Here is a 21,129-nt window from a genome sequence, read left to right as displayed (position 1 = left end):
ATATATTTGTAAAATCGAATAATTAATAAAAGCCAGACTTAATATGCGTTTCTTATTTATACTATTTTTATCTATTACTTTTCAAACCATTACTTCTCAGAATCAATTTGTTCCTGTTGATGTTCCATATAAAACGGCCTTAGAAAGTGCTAAAAAAGAAGGAAAACCTCTTTTTGTAATGCTTTATGCCGATTGGTGTCCACATTGCAATTTAATGAAAACAGAAGTTTTGAGTGATCCTGCTGTAATAGATTTTTTGAATAAGAATTTTGTCTGCACTTACAAAAACATTGAAAAAGAAGAAGGAATTGCTTTAAAAGAGAAATTCAACACCAAATCGCTTCCTACGTTTTTATTTATCGATAGTAACGAAACTTTAATTTATGCTTTAAAAGGCGAATTGAAGAAACCAGAATTTCTTAACGAGCTTAATAATGCTTTAAATCCCAAGATGCAATTGCCTCATCTAGAAAAACAATTTCTTGCCGATCCTAGCAATTCAGATAAATTCTTTTATTATTTAAATACTTTAAGAAAAGGAAAAGATAGAACGGAGCTGTCAATACCAACGCATATTTATTTGAACACACAATCTGATAAACAATTAGTTAGTGAGTTAAACTGGCGTGTTATTGCAAATGGTGTTACTGATATTAAATCTCGAGAATTTCAATATGTTTTAAATCATCAGAAAGATTTTGCTGCAGTAGCTTCTCAAAGTCGTGTTGATCGTAAAATTGAAAGTATTGTAAATGAATTGCTTCGACCTTTGGTTGACAATTTAGATACTGTAAACTACTATAAACAAAGAGAAGTTGCAAAATCAATTCGATTGCAAAAGACAGATTCTTTAGTTTTTAAATATGATCTGACATTGGCAGAAAGAACCGAGAAATGGGATTTTTATAAAAAAGTAACCCTTGAAGATACTCAGAAATTGGTTTGGAATGATGCTAGTTTCTTAAAAGACATCGGAAATACTTATTTTAAGCATATTAAAGACACAGAAAGTTTAAAAAAAGCTATCTCTTGGGTAGATCGTTCTCTAGAATTAAATTATTCTTACGACGGAAATTTACTTGGGGCCAAACTTTACAATAAATTAAAAAACAAGAAAAAAGCTTTAGAATATGCCAAAAATGCCAAAGCAATAGCCAAAGAAATGGACTGGAATTCAAAGGAAGTAGACGTCCTATTAGCTGAACTCAACACCAAATAAACGACAACAATTACCAATGAGCATTATATTAAGACCTGCAACACCAAACGATTTGCAAAAGATTTTAGAAATTGTAAATCATTCTATTTTGCATACAACTGCTAATTACAGTTATGAAATTCAAACTTTAGAAGTTCAGACCAAATGGTTTGAAGATAAAACAGCTAAGAATCTTCCTGTAATAGTAGCCGATTTAGATGGCGAAGTGGTTGGTTTTGGAAGTTACGGACAGTTTAGAGAAAAAATTGGCTATCAATATACTATTGAGCATTCTGTTTATGTGGTCGATAATATAATAGGAAAAGGAATTGGCTCTAAACTTTTGACAGAATTAATTCGTTTGGCAAAAGAACAAGGTTATCATGTTATGATTGGTGCAATTGATGCCGATAATGCAGGAAGTATTGCTTTTCATGAAAAATTCGGATTTGTTGCTACAGGCACAATTCGTGAAGTTGGATACAAATTTGATCACTGGCTCGATTTGGTTTTTATGCAACTTATTTTAGTTTAACAGCAAAGGACGCGATGAATTACGCAAAGGACGCAAAGTATTTATAACCCTGTACCTTTGAAACTTTAGAACAAAAAAAAGCCCAAATTTGAAGATGCAAATTTGGGCTTTTTTAATGTTTTTTAGCTTTTAATCCAATTAATTACTTCAGGTTCTGTAACTAAAGTTTTTGGTTTAATTACTTTAACCAATTCACCTTTTTCATTGATTAAGTATTTTTGAAAATTCCACTCTACTTCAGAATCTTGCAAGCCATTTCTAGATTTTTCGGTCAAGAACTTATATACTTCGCACATATCACTTCCTTTTACTGAAACCTTACTCATCATCGGAAAAGAAACTCCGTAATTCTGTTGGCAGAACGTTTCGATTTCTTTATTTGTTCCTGGTTCTTGAGATGCAAAGTTGTTTGCTGGAAAACCAACAATTACAAAACCTTTATCTTTATATTCTTTATAAACTGCTTCTAAATCTTTGTACTGAGGTGTTAAACCGCATTTTGAAGCAGTGTTGACAATCAAGATTTTTTTGCCTTTTAAAGAAGCAAAGTCAAAAGTGTCTCCTGATAAATCTTCAACCTTAAATTGGTAAATTGTTTCTTTTGCCATGGTTTTATCTTTTTTAGATAATTTGTTTGTACTGGTTTGAGCATTTAATCCTGTCGCAGACAAAACTGTAGCTCCAAATAGTATAAATAGTATTTTTTTCATCGTATAATTTTTTATAAAATTAGCTAAAATCCATTTTACAAAAACTATTTTGAGGCTTTAATTTTTGCCAATCAAAAGTTAAATAAAAAATGAAGCCTAACGTTAATCAGACGTTAGGCTTCCCCCCATACAAACAAATCAAACCATGAATTAATTATTATGCAATCTTTTATAAATTATAGTTGATGACTCGGTTGTGTTCGAAAATTTCTTTCCCCCCAATATGTCAAATGGCTTTCAAAAATATCTTTAAATGGCTTGTATTGATGTAAATTTAAATCCTAAAATATCCGAAAGACATATTAAAAAAATCTTCGGTCTGGAAGTCCGAGTGCATCAACTATTCAATATCTTTTGCTTTCTCTTTATTATCTCAGCATTTGCCCAGCATTATTACTGTTATTTGGCAAAATGTCTTTTAAAAAATCCTTCTTAGTAAAAACGATCAATGTCAAAACTGTTGTTAATCCAACTATTAATATTTTCATTATTATTTTGCTATCCATATTCTCTATAATAATTTTATAACAACAGCTTTCTAGATTTTCTAATTTACTTTTGGCTTTCTATAAGATCATTCTGACCTTATAAAATACATTTACGTAATAGGATTGTTTTTGGTTTTAAAAAAAGTGAAAAAAAATGCACTTTTTTTTAAAACCCTTTATTTTCTTAGGGTTTTGGCTATTAAAAAAAATAAAAAATATCAGAAAAAAATAAATTATCTTTATAACAGTTAGCGAATAACATCTTAACTTTTAATGTTTAAACTTAAAAATCCAAATCTATGAGTCAAGAAGAACTGCTAGTTTTAATTTACAAAAAAGACGAAAAAGCTTTTACGCATTTGTACGACATGTACTCAAAAAGTCTGTTTTCTGTCATTCATGTGTTAATCAAAAATCGAGAAGAAGCAGAAGACGTGCTTCAAGATGTTTTTGTCAAAATCTGGAAAAACATCGACACCTACAATGAAGGCAAAGGCCGATTTTATACTTGGATCTTAAATATAGCCAGGAATACCTCGATAGATAAACTTCGTTCTAAAGACTACAACAACAGCCAAAAAAACCTTTCATCAGATAATTTCGTAAATCTCTTAGACGAGAGCAATAAATTGAGTCATAAACTTGATGCAATTGGAATTCAGGAATTTGTAAAAAAACTAAAACCAAAATGTATCGAAATAATTAATTTATTGTTCTTTAAAGGATATACCCAGCAAGAAGCTTCAGAAGAATTGGCACTGCCACTGGGAACTATCAAAACACAAAACAGAAACTGTATTAACGATTTACGTAATTATTTGAAGATATAATGGAAGCACAAGAATATATAGAATCAGGAATTTTAGAGCTGTATGTTTACGGTCTATTAAGTGAAAAAGAAAATCTCGAAATTGCCGAAATGGCAAAAAAGAACCCAGAAATGGATCAGGAAATTATCTCGATAGAAAAGGCTGTCATTGCGCTTTCTTCTAGCTTCTCTCCTTTCCACTCTGTAGAGAATTTCGAAAAAATTAAAGCTCGTCTGGAACTTAAACACGGAAAAGTAGTTGACATGAAACCAGCATCAAACTGGTCGCAATATGTAGGCTGGGCTGCGGCAGTGCTATTGCTTTTAGGGTTAGGATATCAGACTTTAGAATTGACAAAAACAAAAGAAGCGATTTCTACTGTTGGAAATGAAAAGAACAAAATTCAGCGCGAATATGCCTTTTTAGATCAACAGAATAAGCAAACCGAGAAAAACTTGAGTATTGTTAGAGATATTAAAAATACTGGTGTAACTCTTGGCGGTCAGGCTGTTTCGCCAACTTCTTTTGCAAAAGTATATTGGAATAAGCAGACTAAAACCACTTATATCGATGCGGCAGGTTTACCAGCTCCTCCAAAAGGAATGGTTTATCAGGTTTGGTCTTTAAAGTTAAGTCCTGTTCTTACACCAACAAGCATTGGTTTATTGGATAATTTTGAAGGGAATAAACAAAAAATCTTTGCTGTAAGTCAAACCGATTCTGCAGAAGCTTTTGGAATTACTTTAGAGCCAGCCGGCGGAAGTCCAACTCCAACAATGACACAACTTTATACTTTAGGAAAAGTTTAAAATTAATCTTTTATAAAAAGCTAAAACGCATATTCAGAGTAATATGCGTTTTTTTATTATTTTTAATTCACCAAAAACCAATTTATGAACGCAAACTTACTCTTGAGAATCGCAATGGCGATTATTCTCCTCACCCATTCTGTTTCCGGAATGTTTAATAATGGCATTAATGATTTTGGAAATCTTTTTCTCAATCAAATTGGATTTGCTCCTTATGGTGTCATTCTTGCTTGGAGCATTAAATTGTCACATGTAGTTGCAGCCATTCTTTTATTGGTTAATAAATACATTAAACTTGCTGGTTTTGTAACCATTTTTGTCCTCATAATGGGAATTGTTTTAGTGCATTTTAAAGAAGGCTGGTTTGTTGTAGGAGGCGGAAGAAATGGTGTTGAATATAATTTTCTACTGATAATAGTATTATTGGCTATTATGTATCCTAATGGCGTCAAAAAAAATAATTTATAAAATCAATACCGAGCTCTAATGGAAATCATTTGCAAAAATTGTCATCAGATTTTTAAAGGTCATTATTGCAACAACTGCGGTCAGGCTGCAGAAACGCACAAAATTAATGCTCATTTTTTATGGCATGATATTCAGCATGGTTTATTGCATTTTGATAAAGGTATTTTGTATTCTTTGAAACAATTATTTACCAGACCTGGGCATTCTATCCGAGAATTTATTGAAGGAAAAAGAGTTCATCATTTTAAGCCTTTATCTTTGGTTGTGGTCCTTGCAACGCTTTATGGTCTTTTATATCATTACTTTCACATTAATACTTTTGAAGCGGCAAAGACTTCAAATATCGATTCTGATTATATAAACGAATGGTTTGCCACGCATTTTTCTTGGGTTACAGTAGGCTCAATTCCTATTTATACTATTGGCACTTATCTTGTTTTTAGAAAACAGGGGTATAATTTTGTTGAACTTTTTGTACTCAATACTTTTAAGGCGGCTCAAAGAATATCTGTACAATTAGTAACAATGCCAGTATTGATTTTTCTAAATCATACTTCACATATAGCACAGTACAACAATGTAATGTATGTTATTGGCATTATTTTAATCTTTTGGACAAATATGCAGTTTTTTAATAAAATGTCTAAAATCAAAGCATTTTTCTTAACTCTGTTGAGTCATCTTATTTTTCTAATTTGCTTTTTTCTAATAACTGCGATTGTACTTCTCTTCTTTGGCAAACTTTAAAATTTGATATAAAAAAAGGTTCAACATCATGTTGAACCTTTTTTATGAATTAATAATTATTGTAAATTATTTATTTCTTAACTTTTTTAGTTTTATAGTATTTACGGTACTTTGGATAGGTTACCGCTCCAATTATAGAAATTGTAATCAAGCAATAGTAAATCCAGTTTAATGAATGTGCTTCTCCACTTGCGTAAGAGTGTAAACCAACTAAGTGGAAATTTACTCCATAATAGGTAAACAAGATCGAAACAAAAGCATACATACTCATTAAATTAAAGAACCATTTTCCTCTTAAAGCTGGAACAAAACGGGCGTGAATTACAAAAGCATAAATCATAATCGAAATTAAAGCCCAAGTTTCTTTTGGATCCCATCCCCAGTAACGTCCCCAGCTTTCATTGGCCCATTGTCCTCCTAAGAAGTTTCCAATAGTCAACATGATAAGACCAATTGTTAAAGACATTTCGTTGATATACGTAATCTCTTTAATGTTCAGTTCCATTCTAGCTTTGTTTTTCTCGGTTGTAAACAAAATCAATAGTAATGATACAAAACCTAAAATCATTCCTAATGCAGTCGGGCCATAACTACCCACAATAACTGCAACGTGAATCATTAACCAATATGAATTAAGAACTGGCTGTAAGTTTGCAATTTCAGGATCAATCCAGTTTAAGTATGCCGCCATTAAAATCATAGCTGTAACGAAGGCTGATGAAGCAACCGTTAATTTTGATTTTCTGTCAAAAGCCAATCCGAAGAACATAGTTGACCAAGATACATATACAATAGATTCGTAAGCATTACTCCAAGGGGCATGCCCAGAAATATACCAACGTGCAATTAATCCTAATGTATGAAGCACAAATAATAATCCAATTATAATATGGAATGCATTTATTGTAATACGAAGCCATTTCTTCTCAAAGAAAATATTGACAATAATAAAAATAAACATAAAGCTTGCCGCTGTAATATACCAATATGGTAATTTCTGAAATACATCGTATTTGTTGTAGGCAATCTCTGCATCAATTTTTTGCTCGCTTGGTCTTACTTTTGAACCAAATTTCTTTTGAAAACCATTAATACTTTCTACTAAATTATCAGCTGTATCAAAGTTTTTTTCGATAGAACCGTTATTTAAAGCACTAAAATATAAAGGTAGAATTTGTTTCACATAAGTAGAATCCATTCCTTTAAAACCAGCACTTTCACGCTCTAAATAAGAAACCCATTTGTGGTTGGGATCATTAGGAATTGGAAAGATTCTTAAAATACTACCGCTTAACGCCGATTCCATTAAGTTTACTTTTTTATCGGTCTCCACAAAATCTTTCTCAAAACTATTTGGATTTGCTGCTTTATAAGCTGCATCTAAATATGGTGATAGTTTATAATTTCCCTGCTCATCAAAGAATTTCACAAACGGTGCGTATTTATCTTTTGAATCGATACCAATGATCTTACGGATACTATCATTTTTTGTGTTGATGTAAATAATAGGAACCTGAATCCAAACCTGAGCATATTGCGTCATAGATAAAAATACCTGATCAGAGTTCATTCCGTTATACTTATCATCGTGGCTTACTTTACGAAGTAATTCAGATGAAAACGTATTAATTGGCTTCATTCTACCTCCAGCATCCTGAATAATCAGACGTCCAAATTTTGCAGCATGAGCTTCCGGAGCTTTGTAGATATTCAATAAAGAATCTAATTGCTTTTTACTTGGCGGCGCAGTAACATGATTTGCGTGATCATTAGGATCTGCAGAATGCTCGTGATCATGATCATGTGAGTGAACATGTGGCGACTGTTGCGCAAAACTGCTCAAACTCAACATTAAAACTAAAATCGTAATTAGTTTTTCTTTTTTCTTTTTAACAGCTTCAAGCTTACGTTTCAAATCGCCAAAACGAGAATTCTTTGTAAACATAATTGCCATTAAACCAATATATAATAAATAATAACCAAAATAAGTAATGTTAGTTCCCCAGAAATCATGGTTTACAGATAGAACAGTTCCTTTTTCGTCTGGATCAAATGAAGACTGGAAGAAACGGAATCCTTTATAATCTAAAACGTGATTCATAAAAATATCTGCATCAAAGGTTTCTGTAGAATCCTGAACGGTTACTTTACTTTTGTATGAAGAATAACTTTTTTCTGTTCCAGGATATTTCTCAGCAATAAAATCGTTCAAACGAATTTTAAACGGCAAAACATAAGCTTTACTTCCGTAGAATAAAGAATACTCAATATTACCAATTTTAACTGTTTTAGCCTCTCCCACTTGTCCTTTAGAACCAAAAAGCATTACTTCTTTTTCTTGCCCTTCTGCTTTTACTTTAACTACTAAAGCGTCAGAATGAGATTTTGCTTTAAAGTCATTATGAGATTCATAATCTACTTTTCCCTTCATTGGAGGCTCCGGAAATACAATTCTAATATCTCCAATACTGTATAACGAACGCATCATTAAAGGCTGCACATTATCTTTTGTAACTTTTCCTTTAAATTGATCTGCCATTCGCATAAACTCCCCTTCAAAAGGAGTCTGGATTGTATATTCTTTTCCAGTTGTATTAATGTTAATTGCACCGTCTGTCTGCTTATTCAAAGCGAATAAAACATTGTGAATGTTCTGAACTTCACCTTCCTTCAAGTAATGTTCTTCTCTTCCACCTGCTCCGGCTTCAACTAGTTTAAGGTATAAAGTTCCGTTTGGATCTGGCTTAACCACTTCTTTAGCTCCCATGATATATTTCGAATAGGTAACTTCAAAAGGAGTTTCGTCGAATTTTCCTGAAATACTAAAATCATTATTGGTAACAGGAGAAAGTAAAAGACTTTTTTCAAAAACCCTTCTTTTCATTTCGCCTTTATATTCACCATCAGCAAAAATGGTTATAAATGTCTTGTCTGAATAAACTTGGTTTTCTGCCGCTCCTTCGCGAATTGGCATCATTCCTTCGTAACTAATATATCTAGTAATAAAAGCTCCCAAAAGGATAAAAATAAAAGAAAGGTGCAATAAAAGGCTTGCCCATTTTTCTTTTTTATGCAATTGGTATTTTTTGATATTTCCGAAGAAATTGATCACAAAGATGGCCATAATCGCTTCAAACCACCAAGTATTGTAAATTAGTATTCTGGCTGTATCGGTATTGTATTTACTTTCGATAAAAGTTCCAACACCCATTGCAATTGCGAATGTTAAAAAAAGAACGGCCATTAAACGTGTAGAAAACAAAAAGGAGAATATTTTTTTATCCATTTCTTAGGGATTACATTGTATAAAAGTGCGACAAAAGTACTTAAAAATGTTGATTAGCAGGCTTTGGCTTTTGTTAATAAAAACCAAAAATAAAGACTATTTTTCAAACAAATTGATAATATATAAAGTTTAAACTTACAAAACAAAGATGTTATTTTTAAATAATGTCTTTTTTATAGAAAGTGTTAGGATTCTAACAAAAAATAGAGAACAATAAAAACTTCAAAAAAGCATTTATGTATACTCAATACACAACAGCATTAAAAAAAATAATACTAATTTTGCTTTCATGATTCAGATAACAATAATAGGTTCGGGCAATGTCGCACAACATTTGATAAAAGCTTTTTCTGGCAGCAAAATTGTTGAAATTAAACAGGTTTTTTCTCGTAAGAAAGAAGCTCTTCTCCATTTGATTGATTCTGAAAAGATTGTCACAGATTTTAAAGCTTTAGAACCTGCTGACTTACATATTGTTTCAGTTTCTGACAATGCGATTACAGAGGTTTCAAATGAACTTCCTTTTAACAATCAATTAGTTGTTCATACTTCTGGAACATCCTCAATAGAACTATTAAATCCGAAAAATCGCCGTGGTGTTTTTTATCCGTTGCAGACATTTTCTAAGAACAAAACATTAGATTATTCTGTTGTTCCTTTTTGTTTGGAAGCTGAAAACACAGCCGATTTTAAACTATTGGAAACCATTGCAAAAAGCGTTTCGACTGCAGTTTATTCTATTAGTTCAGAACAACGCAAAGCACTTCATGTTGCTGCCGTTTTTGTTAGCAATTTCACGAATCATTTATACCAAATAGGACATGAAATTTGTGAAGAAAATCAAGTTCCTTTTGCTGTTTTAAAACCTTTAATTCAGGAAACAGCAGACAAAATCAATACATTAGATCCTATTGATGCGCAAACCGGACCGGCAATACGGCATGATTCTATTACAACTGATGCGCACATGGCTTTTTTACAAGACGAAAACAAAAAAAATATCTATAAAATCCTAACACAATCTATACAGCATAATGGGAAAAAGTTATAAAGAAATAATGAATGACATCACAACGTTTGTTTTTGATGTAGACGGCGTACTTACAGATGGTTCTGTTTTTGTAACCAATGAAGGTGAAATGTTAAGAACAATGAATATTCGTGATGGCTACGCAATGAAAGCTGCAATTGAAAGCGGTTATCATGTTTGCATTATTTCTGGAGGAAGCAATGAAGGCGTTCGTATTCGTCTTCGTAATTTGGGTATAAATGACATTCATTTAGGAACTCCTGATAAAGTAAAAACTTTCACGGCTTATTGCGAGTCAAACAATATCAAACCTGAAAATGTACTGTATATGGGAGACGATATTCCAGATTTTCATGTAATGAAATTAGTAGGACTTCCAACTTGTCCGCAAGATGCAAGCCCAGAAATTAAAAATATCTGCCGTTATATTTCGCACGTAAAAGGCGGACGCGGTTCTGCAAGAGATGTTATCGAACAAGTAATGAAAGTACAAGGAAAATGGATGGAGTACTTTAACGGAAAACACGATTAATCTAATTGTGAATTGTTAATTATAAATTGTTAATTGAAAAAACTTAGCATCTTAGAATCTTAGCCCCTCAGAACCTAAAAAAATGAAATTCCTAAATCTTATTCGTTACAAAAACCTTTTAATGCTTGCATTTATGCAGTTGCTTTTTCGTTATGCTTTTTTAAAACAACAACAAGTTCCGCTGGCATTGGCAGATTGGCAATACGGATTGTTAGTTTTAAGCACTGTACTTCTTGCTGCTGCAGGCTATGTAATCAATAACATTTTCGATGTCGGAACAGATAGTATAAACAAACCAAATGATGTTGTTGTTGGTAAAGGAATCACAGAATCTGCTGCTTACAATATTTATATAGGTTTGAATATTTCTGGAGTCGCCATTGGTTTTATTCTGTCGAATATTATCATGAGACCGACTTTTGCTTCACTTTTTATTTTAATTGCCTCACTTTTGTATTTTTATGCTACAAGTCTCAAGCAAATTATGCTTTTAGGTAATTTTGTTGTGGCTTTGCTTTTAGCGGCAAGCGTACTAATAATTGGTGTTTTTGATCTTTTTCCTGCTACAACAGCCGAAAATCAAGCTCAAATGGCAAGTCTATTCTCAATTCTAAGCGATTATGCCATATTTGCTTTTGTAATTAATTTCATCCGCGAAATTGTAAAAGATATCGAAGATGTAAATGGCGATTATAATATGGGAATGAATACTTTGCCTGTTGCAATTGGGGTAAGCAGAGCTGCAAAAATTGCTTTAGGTTTTGCTATCGTTGCGTTTATTATCTCTGGACTTTATTGCAACACTTACCTTATGCAAAATAAGCTTTATATTGCTGTATTTTATGCTTTTGCTACAGTTTTGGCACCATTACTTTATTTTATCGTTAAAATTTTCAGTGCAAAATCTCAAAAAGAATTTCATCACTTGAGCACCATTTTAAAACTTATTTTGTTCTTCGGAATTTTATCAATTCTGGTTATTGCCTTAAATATCAAATACAATGCTTAAAGAAAAACTAAAAAAATATAAAATCATTTTAGCTTCGGGTTCGCCTCGCAGACAGCAATTTTTTAAGGATTTAGATCTTGATTTTGAAATTCGCTTAAAAGACATCGAGGAAATTTATCCGCCAGAATTAAAAGCAGCTGAAATAACTGATTATCTTGCCGAATTAAAGGCGAATGCTTTTGAAGGCGAATTACTAGAAAATGAAATTTTGGTAACAAGCGATACGATTGTTTGGCATCAAAATAAAGCTTTAGGCAAACCAAAAAGCGCTGAAGAAGCTTTTGCTATGATTAAATCGATGTCCAATACAACGCATGACGTAATCACTTCTGTTTGTTTTAAAACAGCACAGTCTTCTACTATATTGCACGATATTACAAAAGTAACTTTCAACGATTTGTCTGACGAAGCTATTTTATATTATATCGAAAACTACAAACCTTATGATAAAGCTGGTGCATACGGAATTCAGGAATGGTTTGGTTTTATGGCAGTTGCAAAAGTAGAAGGCTCTTATACCAATGTAATGGGGCTTCCGACAGCCAAAGTTTACGAATTTTTGACTAAATTAGTCTAAAAATTTATTTATGTTTTCTTTTAAAGAGTATAGCCGAGAAATAATCGCAACAATCATTCTTATTGGAGTTTTGATTGTATTGCGTATAGTAATTGCTAAACTAATAAGGCGTTTTGCGGCTACAAGCCAATTATTTGAACATCGTACCAATTTGGTTATTAAGTATATTAATATTTTAATGAATATACTTCTTGTAACCATTTTGATAATAATCTGGGGAGTTCAGACAGAAGATATTTTTATTACGATTTCTTCTATTGCAACTGTAATTGGTGTGGCCATGTTTGCGCAATGGTCTATTTTGAGCAATATTACTTCAGGAATGGTTCTGTTTTTCTCTTTTCCTTTTAGGATTGGAGACACCATTAAAATTCATGATAAAGATTTTCCGATTGAAGCTGAAATAGAAGACATTAATACTTTTCATGTAAGCTTAAAAACAAAAGAAGGAGAAAAAATAATTTTCCCTAACAATTTACTACTTCAGAAAGGAATTTCAATTATTCCTGCAAAGCATGAAGAACGCGAGTTTTTTGACTAAATTCTAATGGGAATTTTATAACGGGCACGAGAAAAGCTAGAACGTAAAAAGACAAATAAAGTGTAATATTTGTTTTATAAATTCAGCTAAATAAAATTAAAATGACTCGGCCTGTAACACTACCCTTTTATGCAAAACTTTCCTTTATTCTTGTTTCCTTAATTTGTTTTGCATTTATTTTTTGCATCGGAAAAGATATTCTTACACCAGTTTTAATGGCGTTTTTATTTGCCGTTTTACTGCTTCCGATATTTACTTTTTTTAACACAAAACTTAAATTGCCAAGGCATCTCGCTGCAATTATTTGCCTCGCTATTTTTATATCTGTAATTGTGGCGGTATTGGTCTTCATTTCTTATCAAGCGACTTATATGGCAAATGATTTTGAGACGATAAAGAAAAATGCAAATTCTTTTATTCTTGAAATTCATAAATTTATCAGAGAAAATTTTGAGGTAAGCATTGGCGATCAAAAAAAATATTTGGATTCTGTTACAAAAGACTCTGTTAAAACAGGTCAGGCTAAATTAGGGTCATTTATCATTTCCATAAGTGATGTTCTTTTAGATAGCACGATTATGATCGTCTACACCTTTCTATTTTTAATTTATAAAGAACATTTTAAATTGTTTTTTGCCAAATTAATCAAACAAGAGAACCATGCGGTTTTGCAGGATATTTTGTCTCAGATTAAAGTTTCTATCAATAATTATATTGTAAGTTTAATTATAGAAATGATCGTGGTATCGATATTAACTGGTTTAGGTTTATGGATTATTGACGTAAAATATTTCATTCTTCTCGGATTGATTACAGGAATTCTAAATCTGATTCCTTATATCGGAATTTTTATTGCTGGAGTTATTACAGTGCTGGCATCGTTAACAGGATCTGGAGAAATTTCAGTAATTCTCGGAATTCTAATTGTAAATATTATTGTTCAGTTTATTGATAACAATCTGCTTGTTCCGTTAATTATTAATACTAAAGTAGAAATAAATGCTTTTGTTTCTATTATGGGAATTATTGTTGGAGGTGCCGCTGCCGGAATTGCGGGAATGTTTTTAGCAATTCCGCTATTAGCAATTCTTAAAATTATTTTTGATCGAATTGACTCGCTTTCTGCTTGGGGATATCTTATGGGAAATCATGTTCCGAGGAAATTTGTCTGGAGAAAAAGAAAAATTACAACAGAAAATTAAAAAGAACGTTATGCTAGCATAGCATTTGTTTATTCCCTATATTCATAAAACTTTAAACTATTAGAAGAAAACTACCGAATGTCTTTACAAAAAAAAATACTGATTTTTATTTTGTTGTGCTTTTGTTTGCAAAGCGGATATGCGCAGGTAGATCAAACTAAAAAAGAGCCAAAAACTCAAAAAGACACTACAGAAATATACACTAGAATTAGAAATTATTCTAAGAAAAATAAATTTACGCAGGCAATGCATAAATTATTCTTTAGATCTAAAAAACCGAAGAAAAAAGAAGAATTGCTCGTTCCTATTGATTCAACCAATTACGATGGCAAAATCATTAGAAAAATCAATATTATCACTCTAGATCCTTTTGGCTATTCTGTTGCTGATACGAATCAAGTGCCTAAAAATTGGGGAGAAAGAATGGGTAATAGAATGCATTTAAAAACGAAAAAAATAGCAATTTATAATTTATTGCTTTTTAAGAAAAACACTCCTTACAATACATATAAAGTACTCGAGTCTGAACGTTTAATTCGTGCGCAACGCTATGTAACTGCTGTTAGAATCTCCAATCAAAGTGTTGGACAAGCCTCAGATTCTGTAGATGTAACAATTCGCGTTTTAGATTCCTGGAGTACCATTCCGAGATTTTCGATTTCTAGTAATCAAATGTCGATTGGTTTTAAGGAAAAAGATTTCTTTGGAAGCGGACAGCAATTAGAATATCGTTTTACCAACCGTTTTGATGACGGTCGAACTGCCAACGATGCAACTTATACAATCCCAAATATTAAAAATACTTATATAGGAACAGTTCTTCATTACAATATGGATTTAGACAATAATTATATTAAAAGTATAGATATTGAAAGAGACTTCTACTCTCCTTTGACTAAATGGGCAGGAGGATTTTATGTGGACGAAAGCTTTAGGAGAGACACATTGCAAGCACCCGATTCTACTTTTGCCTATCAGCCTAAAAAATATACTTCGCAAGATGTTTGGGTTGGTCGTGCTTTTAAAATGTACGAAGACCAAAATAAAGCTATTACGAATTTAATTACGACTGCACGTTTTCTAAATGTAAATTATAGTGAGACGCCTTCGGAAATTTATGACCCGAATCATTTTTATTCTTCTGAAAAATTAATTCTTAGCGGAATTGGGTTAAATACGCGAAAATTTATAAAAGACAGCTACATTTTTAGAAATGGACAAACTGAAGACGTTCCAATAGGACGAATATATGGAGTCACTTTTGGATATCAATATAAAAATACGTTTTGGAGACCCTATGTTGGAGCCCAGTTTTCTTTTGGAAATTATTACCGTTTGGGATTTCTGAGCATGAATTTTGAAGCGGGAACATTCTTTCATCAGTCGAAAACCTATCAAACCTCATTTTTGTTTGAATCCAATTATTTTACTAAGTTATATAGCATAGGAAAATGGAAGATTAGACAATTCGTAAATCCGGAAGTCGTAATTGGAATAAATAGAGACGATATTATTGGAGATCAATTAAACATTAACGGGCAAAATGGCTTGGCAGGATTTAATAGTTATTTGTACGGAACAAGCAAAGCTGTTCTGTCATTGCAAACACAGACATATTCTCCACATTCTTTATTAGGTTTCCGTTTAAATCCATTTTTTAATTATTCAATCGCGGTTTTAGGAAGTCCTGAAATCGCTATGACCAAAAACAAGCCTTATTCTAAATTAACGATCGGACTATTAATCAGTAATGATTATTTGGTTTTCAGTTCTTTCCAGCTTTCGCTTTCTTATTATCCAAGTATTCCACAACAAGGAGATAATGTCTTTAAAACAAATACTTTTGAAACGACTGATTATGGACTTCAAAGCTTTGAACTTGCAAAACCAAGAGTTGTCAATTACAAGTAATTTTTGTTTTTTTTTTTTGAAGAATTTCGAAAATGAAATAAAACTTTAAAAACCAACGAATTAAAGTATTTATAACGTTTTGGTTACTCGTTGAAATGCATTTTTATCCGACAAAATACATCTGTTTTTATTTTTTGGCACAGTATATGAATATCCCTATTCAAGATTAACATTATAAAATTAACAAAAGATGAAAACGATAAAATTAGCAATCGCCGGATTATTTCTAATGGTTGCAAACGCCACACAAGCCCAAGTATCGATAAACGTGAATATAGGAAACCCACCTGCTTGGGGACCAGTCGGATATACCGAAATGGAATATTATTATCTTCCAGATATTGAAGCTTATTACGATGTTCGTGCGTCTCAATTTATCTATTTCGGAGGAGGAAGATGGGTAAGAGCAAGTTACTTGCCAAGACAATATAGAAACTATGATTTGTATGGAGGTTATAAAGTAGTATTGACAGATTATCATGGTAGAACTCCTTATACTTATTTCGACCGTCACAGAGTGAAATACTATAAAGGATATCATGGAGCTCCACAAAGACCATACAAACCAAGACCAGTATATGGCTACAATGATCGTCGTCACTACGATCGTAAAGACTACAAACATTACGATAAGCATGACAAACACGATAGACACCATGACGATCACGGGCATGATGATCATGGAAGAGGTCACGGAAGAAGATAATGCTAAATTATTAGCAATCAATATAAGAGAGTATCAATTTTTTGATACTCTCTTTTTTTATGAATTGTTTAATTGCATCTTTTGTTAAAATGTTGTATATTCAACATAAATAACTGTATTGCAATAAGTTTCGTCAAAAAAAGCACTTTATTAATACAATTATGATATATATTTGCGCCGAATTTTAAAATCCAAAAAAGAAATTTATGAAAAAGAATGTTTATTTGCTTTCATTTTTAGCAATGTCACTGTTAATAGGTTGTGACGATAACAATGACAACAAAAACGATGGACAATCGTCAAATAACATTACTATTACCTCAGATCAATCTACTTTAAACAAAAGACTTGACTTAACTAATTCTGGGGTAATTTCGATCGAAAATGGTGCTTTGACAGGAAAATCTGCGGAGACTACCAACACTTCTTTCCCTCTTGTTCAAATTGCCGAAGTAAAACCACCAGTTGATGCAATCGGAAGAACACTTCAAGCCAGTCACGTTACTGTAAACGGAAATTATGCTTATGTTTCTTATATCATGAGAGGCGATGCTTATTCTGGAGCAATTGACGTTATTGATGTTTCAGATCCTTACAAACCTAAATTGGTTACTTCTGCTTTAATTCCAAATACTGATATTACTTCTCTGACTTTCTCAGGATCAAATTTAATTATCGGAGCTGCAAAAGATGTCGATAAAGATACTCAGCTTGCGGGAAATCCGGCAATTGTGTTTAACATGGAGCTTAGTTCAGGATTATTAACGGATAAACTAAAAACAAATTATTTAGAAAGCAGAGTTACAACAGATGTTGCAGCCAATACTTCTAACTATTTTGCAGTAACAGGAGATAACGGGAGTTTGTATAAAATAAACAGTTCTACAAAAGTAATAGCAGGAAAAGCTGCATTGGCAGATTTGCGTTCTATTGCCTTAACAAGCGATAAGGTGGTTACTTTAAGCGGAACTAAAGGTGTTAACATTTACAATCAGTCTACTCTAGCTTTACAGAAAAGCTTTGCAACATCTAATGATGTAAGTGGAGCAAAAAGAACAATGGATATCGACGGAACAAAACTTTTTGTTTCTGAAGGTCCAAATGGTCTTGGTGTCTACGACATCAATAGTGGATCAAAATTGCAGACTATCGGAATCACAACTGCGGGCGAAGATAATGTAACAAATGCAGTTTCTTTTAATGACGGTTATGCTTTTGTTGCAAATGGTGCATTAGGTCTTAATGTTTACCAATCTACAACACAACTTAATTTATTAGGTTCTGTAGGAATTGCTGGTTCTTCAAACTATGTAAAATCAAGTGGTGATTATATTTATGTTGCAAGCGGAACAGGTGGTTTGAAAATTATTAAAATGGAAAAACCAAGTACCACTTTTGCAAGCTGTTTAACTTACGGTTTGTATAATCAAGGTAAAGATTTGATTTTAAATTCTAATGATATAAAATCCTACCAAGGAGCAACAGCTATTAATTCGGCAATTATTAACTCTAAAGCTGTTTTAACACATTGTGGTTCTATTGCGATTCTTAATAACTTAACTTTAAATAGTGGTGGTACTTTCAATATGAGAGGAAGTTTATCTCAAGGTAAATACCAACAATCTACTCCAACACAATTAATTATCAACTCTGGTGCAAAATTAGTGGTTGAAGGTTCGGTTGTAATCTGGGGAGATTTGACATTGAATAGTGGCGCTCAAATTGAGTTCGTTGGCAACACATCGTCAATTACAGTTTATGGTAAAGTTACAAAAAATACTGGCGTAACTATTACAGGAAACTACGTTGATACAGAAAACAAATTGAAATAAGCAGTAAACGGCATCAAATATATATTTTCGAAAAGCTGTCAGAAATAATCTGGCAGCTTTTTCTATTTTATTTCTTAAAATATCAATCAAATAATCAATCATTAACATTTCATTTAAATACTGTTCCATAAAATAATTAGTATTTTTGATGCACTTTCAAAAAAACAATTAACCAGAATATGCGAAAAGTACAGGCTCAAATCTTTCTTCTATTTTTTATAGGTTTTCAAATTTCATTTGCGCAACAGCCACAAAAACTAAATTCAGTTGAAATTTACAATCAAATCAAAAAATTAAATTTTTTAGGTTCTGTTTTGTATGTTGCAGCACATCCTGATGACGAAAACACTAGAATGATTTCGTATTTAGCCAATGATATGAATGCCCGAACTGGTTATTTATCTCTTACAAGAGGAGATGGCGGACAAAACTTAATTGGCCCGCAATTGCGCGAATTACTTGGCGTTATCAGAACTCAAGAATTGATCGAAGCTCGCAAAATAGATGGCGGAGAACAATTTTTTTCTAGAGCAAATGATTTTGGTTTTTCAAAAAATCCTTCAGAAACCTTAGATATTTGGGATAAAGACAAAGTACTTGCCGATGTGGTTTGGACTATTAGAAAATTTCAGCCTGATATTATCATCAATAGATTTGATCATCGTTCGCCAGGAACAACACACGGTCATCATACTTCTTCTGCAATGTTAAGCGTTGAAAGTTTCAAATTAACAAACGATCCTAAAGTTTATCCCGAACAATTAAAATATGCAAAACCTTGGCAGGTAAAACGTCAATTTTTCAATCCATCTTGGTGGTTTTACGGAAGTCAGGAAAAATTTGATGCAGCCAATAAATCAAAATTTACAAAGATTGAAACGGGGGTTTACTACACTGGAATTGGGAAGTCAAATCAAGAAATTGCTGCTTTAAGCCGCAGCCGTCATCAATCGCAAGGCTTTGGCAGTACAGGCGTTCGTGGTGAAGAAACAGAATATTTAGAGCTAATTAATGGAGAAACTCCAAAAGAACGAGATAGTTTATTTGATGGAATTGATACAAGCTGGAATCGCGTTAAAAACGGAAAACCAGTTGGAGATTTAATTTCGTCAATTATTTCAAAATACGATTTTAGCAATCCATCAGCCAGTATTCCAGATTTGGTTAAAGCGTATTCTATGATTCAAACTCTAGACGATCTACATTGGAAAACTATTAAGTTAGCTGCTATAAAAAATATTATTGCATCTTGTTCTGGTTTATATCTTGAAGCTGTTGCCAACGAGCAGGAAGCAACTCCAGGAAGCACCGTTAAATTGAGCCTAGAGGCTATTAACAGATGCGCTGCAGAAATGCAATTAATTAGCGTTACTACACTTCCAGACAACCGAACAACAGCTCAAAATATTGTTTTAAAAAACAACGATGACCAGAAAATCAATCTGCAATTACAGCTTCCAAACAATATCGAATACACACAGCCTTATTGGTTAAAAGAAAAAGCTACTGTTGGAATGTACATTGTTTATAATCAAGAAATCATTGGCACTCCAGATATTATAAGAGATACAAAAGTTGTATTTAATGTAAAAATCAACGATGTAGAAATTCCGTTTGAGCGCACTGTTGTCTACAAATACAATGACGGCGTAAAAGGCGAAATGTATAACTTTCTTGATATCGTTCCAGAAGTGACTACTTCTATTCTTGAAAAAGTTTTAATTTTTGGAAACACCAAAAGTAAAATGGTTCCAGTGAAAGTTCGCGCTGGAAAAGATAATGTAAAAGGAAATCTACAACTAGAATTGCCAAATAGCTGGTCTGTTTCTCCAAAAGAAATTCCTTTTACTTTAGACAAAAAAGGTAACGAGCAAATCTTTTATTTTGAAGTGACTCCGCCTGTTAATCCAGAAGAGGTTATCGCAAAAAGTGTCGCAATTGTTGACAATAAGCGTTTTGATAAAGATCAAACTAATATAGAATTCAGCCACATCACTAAACAAATGGTTTTAAAACCAGCAGAGTCAAAATGTATTAGAATTGATTTAAAGATTTCTGGTGAAGCTATTGCTTACATTATGGGCGCAGGAGATGAAGTTCCTGAGAGTTTGACTCAAATGGGATATAAAGTTTCGATCTTAAAACCTGAAGAAATTACACCTGAAAAATTAGATTCTTTCAGCACTGTAATTACCGGAATTCGCGCTTACAATACCGTAAATGCTTTGGCAAACAAGCAAAATATACTTTTCAATTTTGTAAAAAGCGGTAAAAATATGATCGTTCAATACAACACAAACGGAAAATTAGTAACAGATAAAATTGCTCCATATCCGCTTAAATTATCGAACGATCGTGTAACAGAAGAAAATGCTAAAATCACTTTCTTGGCACCTAATCATCCTGTTTTAAATACACCAAATAAAATCTCTGAAAAAGATTTTCAAGGCTGGAAACAAGAACAAGGTCTATATTATCCAAACGAATATGATCCTGCCTTCACTCCTATTATTTCATCACACGACAAAGGAGAATCTGCGAAAGATGGAGCTTTGCTTGTCGCGCCATACGGAAAAGGTTATTACATTTACACAGGTTTGAGTTTCTTTAGAGAATTGCCAGAAGGGGTTTCTGGAGCATACAGATTATTATCGAATATTATTTCTCTAAAACAACCAATTGAAGCTCCTAAACAAGATTTAAAGCAATAAAATATGGAAGCTAAAAAGACAAAAAAAT

At 32.4% G+C, this 21,129-nt stretch carries 18 protein-coding genes; 16 read left to right on the top strand and 2 right to left on the bottom strand.

The genetic code is table 11. The features are described from left to right. Window positions 1–43 precede the first annotated feature (43 nt). Window positions 44–1,219 (top strand): thioredoxin fold domain-containing protein, encoded by a 1,176-nt coding sequence (locus JC605_RS07420; protein WP_198855593.1) that lies wholly within the window; start codon window positions 44–46, stop codon window positions 1,217–1,219. 16 nt (window positions 1,220–1,235) lie between these two features. Continuing rightward, a complete protein-coding gene (locus JC605_RS07415; protein ID WP_198855592.1) occupies window positions 1,236–1,733 on the top strand; it encodes a GNAT family N-acetyltransferase in 498 nt (165 codons plus the stop codon). 122 nt (window positions 1,734–1,855) lie between these two features. On the opposite strand, the gene JC605_RS07410 is transcribed toward JC605_RS07415, so the two are convergent. After that, on the bottom strand, window positions 1,856–2,443 hold the full coding sequence (locus JC605_RS07410; RefSeq protein WP_198855591.1) for a glutathione peroxidase: 588 nt from the start codon (window positions 2,441–2,443) through the stop codon (window positions 1,856–1,858). A 787-nt stretch (window positions 2,444–3,230) separates the two neighbouring features. Between JC605_RS07410 and JC605_RS07405 the strand changes: the two genes are divergently transcribed. From JC605_RS07405 to JC605_RS07390, 4 genes are all read left to right on the top strand, one after another. Continuing rightward, on the top strand, window positions 3,231–3,761 hold the full coding sequence (locus JC605_RS07405; RefSeq protein WP_198855590.1) for an RNA polymerase sigma factor: 531 nt from the start codon (window positions 3,231–3,233) through the stop codon (window positions 3,759–3,761). Beyond that, window positions 3,761–4,549, top strand: a complete 789-nt coding sequence (locus tag JC605_RS07400; protein ID WP_198855589.1) for an anti-sigma factor domain-containing protein — start codon at window positions 3,761–3,763, stop codon at window positions 4,547–4,549. The genes JC605_RS07405 and JC605_RS07400 overlap by 1 nt, the downstream gene beginning before the upstream one ends. Before the next feature lie 84 nt (window positions 4,550–4,633). After that, window positions 4,634–5,017, top strand: a complete 384-nt coding sequence (locus JC605_RS07395; protein WP_198855588.1) for a DoxX family protein — start codon at window positions 4,634–4,636, stop codon at window positions 5,015–5,017. 18 nt (window positions 5,018–5,035) lie between these two features. Further along, complete coding sequence (locus tag JC605_RS07390) at window positions 5,036–5,764, top strand: DUF3667 domain-containing protein (RefSeq protein ID WP_198855587.1); 729 nt, start codon at window positions 5,036–5,038, stop codon at window positions 5,762–5,764. Between the two features lie 70 nt (window positions 5,765–5,834). Here the strand turns inward: JC605_RS07390 and ccsA are convergent, their stop codons facing one another. After that, window positions 5,835–9,050, bottom strand: coding sequence for a cytochrome c biogenesis protein CcsA (ccsA, locus tag JC605_RS07385; protein ID WP_198855586.1), 3,216 nt, complete (start codon window positions 9,048–9,050; stop codon window positions 5,835–5,837). Between the two features lie 289 nt (window positions 9,051–9,339). On the opposite strand from ccsA, the gene JC605_RS07380 reads away from it, so the two are divergent. From JC605_RS07380 to JC605_RS07335, 10 genes are all read left to right on the top strand, one after another. Continuing rightward, window positions 9,340–10,101, top strand: coding sequence for a Rossmann-like and DUF2520 domain-containing protein (locus tag JC605_RS07380; RefSeq protein ID WP_198855585.1), 762 nt, complete (start codon window positions 9,340–9,342; stop codon window positions 10,099–10,101). After that, the gene (locus JC605_RS07375) at window positions 10,085–10,612 is read left to right on the top strand and encodes an HAD family hydrolase (RefSeq protein ID WP_198855584.1); all 528 of its coding nucleotides are present in this window, start codon (window positions 10,085–10,087) and stop codon (window positions 10,610–10,612) included. The genes JC605_RS07380 and JC605_RS07375 overlap by 17 nt, the downstream gene beginning before the upstream one ends. A gap of 82 nt (window positions 10,613–10,694) precedes the next feature. Next, window positions 10,695–11,621, top strand: coding sequence for a geranylgeranylglycerol-phosphate geranylgeranyltransferase (locus JC605_RS07370; RefSeq protein ID WP_198855583.1), 927 nt, complete (start codon window positions 10,695–10,697; stop codon window positions 11,619–11,621). Beyond that, window positions 11,614–12,198, top strand: coding sequence for a Maf-like protein (locus tag JC605_RS07365; protein WP_198855582.1), 585 nt, complete (start codon window positions 11,614–11,616; stop codon window positions 12,196–12,198). The genes JC605_RS07370 and JC605_RS07365 overlap by 8 nt, the downstream gene beginning before the upstream one ends. Window positions 12,199–12,208: 10 nt before the next feature. Beyond that, a complete protein-coding gene (locus tag JC605_RS07360) occupies window positions 12,209–12,739 on the top strand; it encodes a mechanosensitive ion channel domain-containing protein (RefSeq protein ID WP_198855581.1) in 531 nt (176 codons plus the stop codon). Between the two features lie 101 nt (window positions 12,740–12,840). Next, window positions 12,841–13,941, top strand: a complete 1,101-nt coding sequence (locus tag JC605_RS07355) for an AI-2E family transporter (protein WP_198855580.1) — start codon at window positions 12,841–12,843, stop codon at window positions 13,939–13,941. Window positions 13,942–14,019: 78 nt separating this feature from the next. Next, on the top strand, window positions 14,020–15,852 hold the full coding sequence (locus JC605_RS07350; protein ID WP_198855579.1) for a hypothetical protein: 1,833 nt from the start codon (window positions 14,020–14,022) through the stop codon (window positions 15,850–15,852). Between the two features lie 190 nt (window positions 15,853–16,042). Continuing rightward, window positions 16,043–16,558, top strand: coding sequence for a hypothetical protein (locus tag JC605_RS07345; RefSeq protein WP_198855578.1), 516 nt, complete (start codon window positions 16,043–16,045; stop codon window positions 16,556–16,558). A 206-nt stretch (window positions 16,559–16,764) separates the two neighbouring features. Then, window positions 16,765–18,390, top strand: coding sequence for a hypothetical protein (locus JC605_RS07340; protein ID WP_198855577.1), 1,626 nt, complete (start codon window positions 16,765–16,767; stop codon window positions 18,388–18,390). A gap of 179 nt (window positions 18,391–18,569) precedes the next feature. After that, entirely contained in the window at window positions 18,570–21,101 is a 2,532-nt protein-coding gene (locus tag JC605_RS07335) for a PIG-L family deacetylase (RefSeq protein WP_198855576.1), read from the top strand. The last annotated feature ends 28 nt before the right edge of the window (window positions 21,102–21,129 follow it).

It is taken from the genome of Flavobacterium sp. IB48 (genome assembly GCF_016405855.1).
Classification (GTDB): Bacteria; Bacteroidota; Bacteroidia; order Flavobacteriales; family Flavobacteriaceae; genus Flavobacterium; species Flavobacterium ginsengisoli.
Note: the sequence above shows the minus strand (reverse complement) of the source record. Positions and strands in the feature narration are given on the sequence as shown.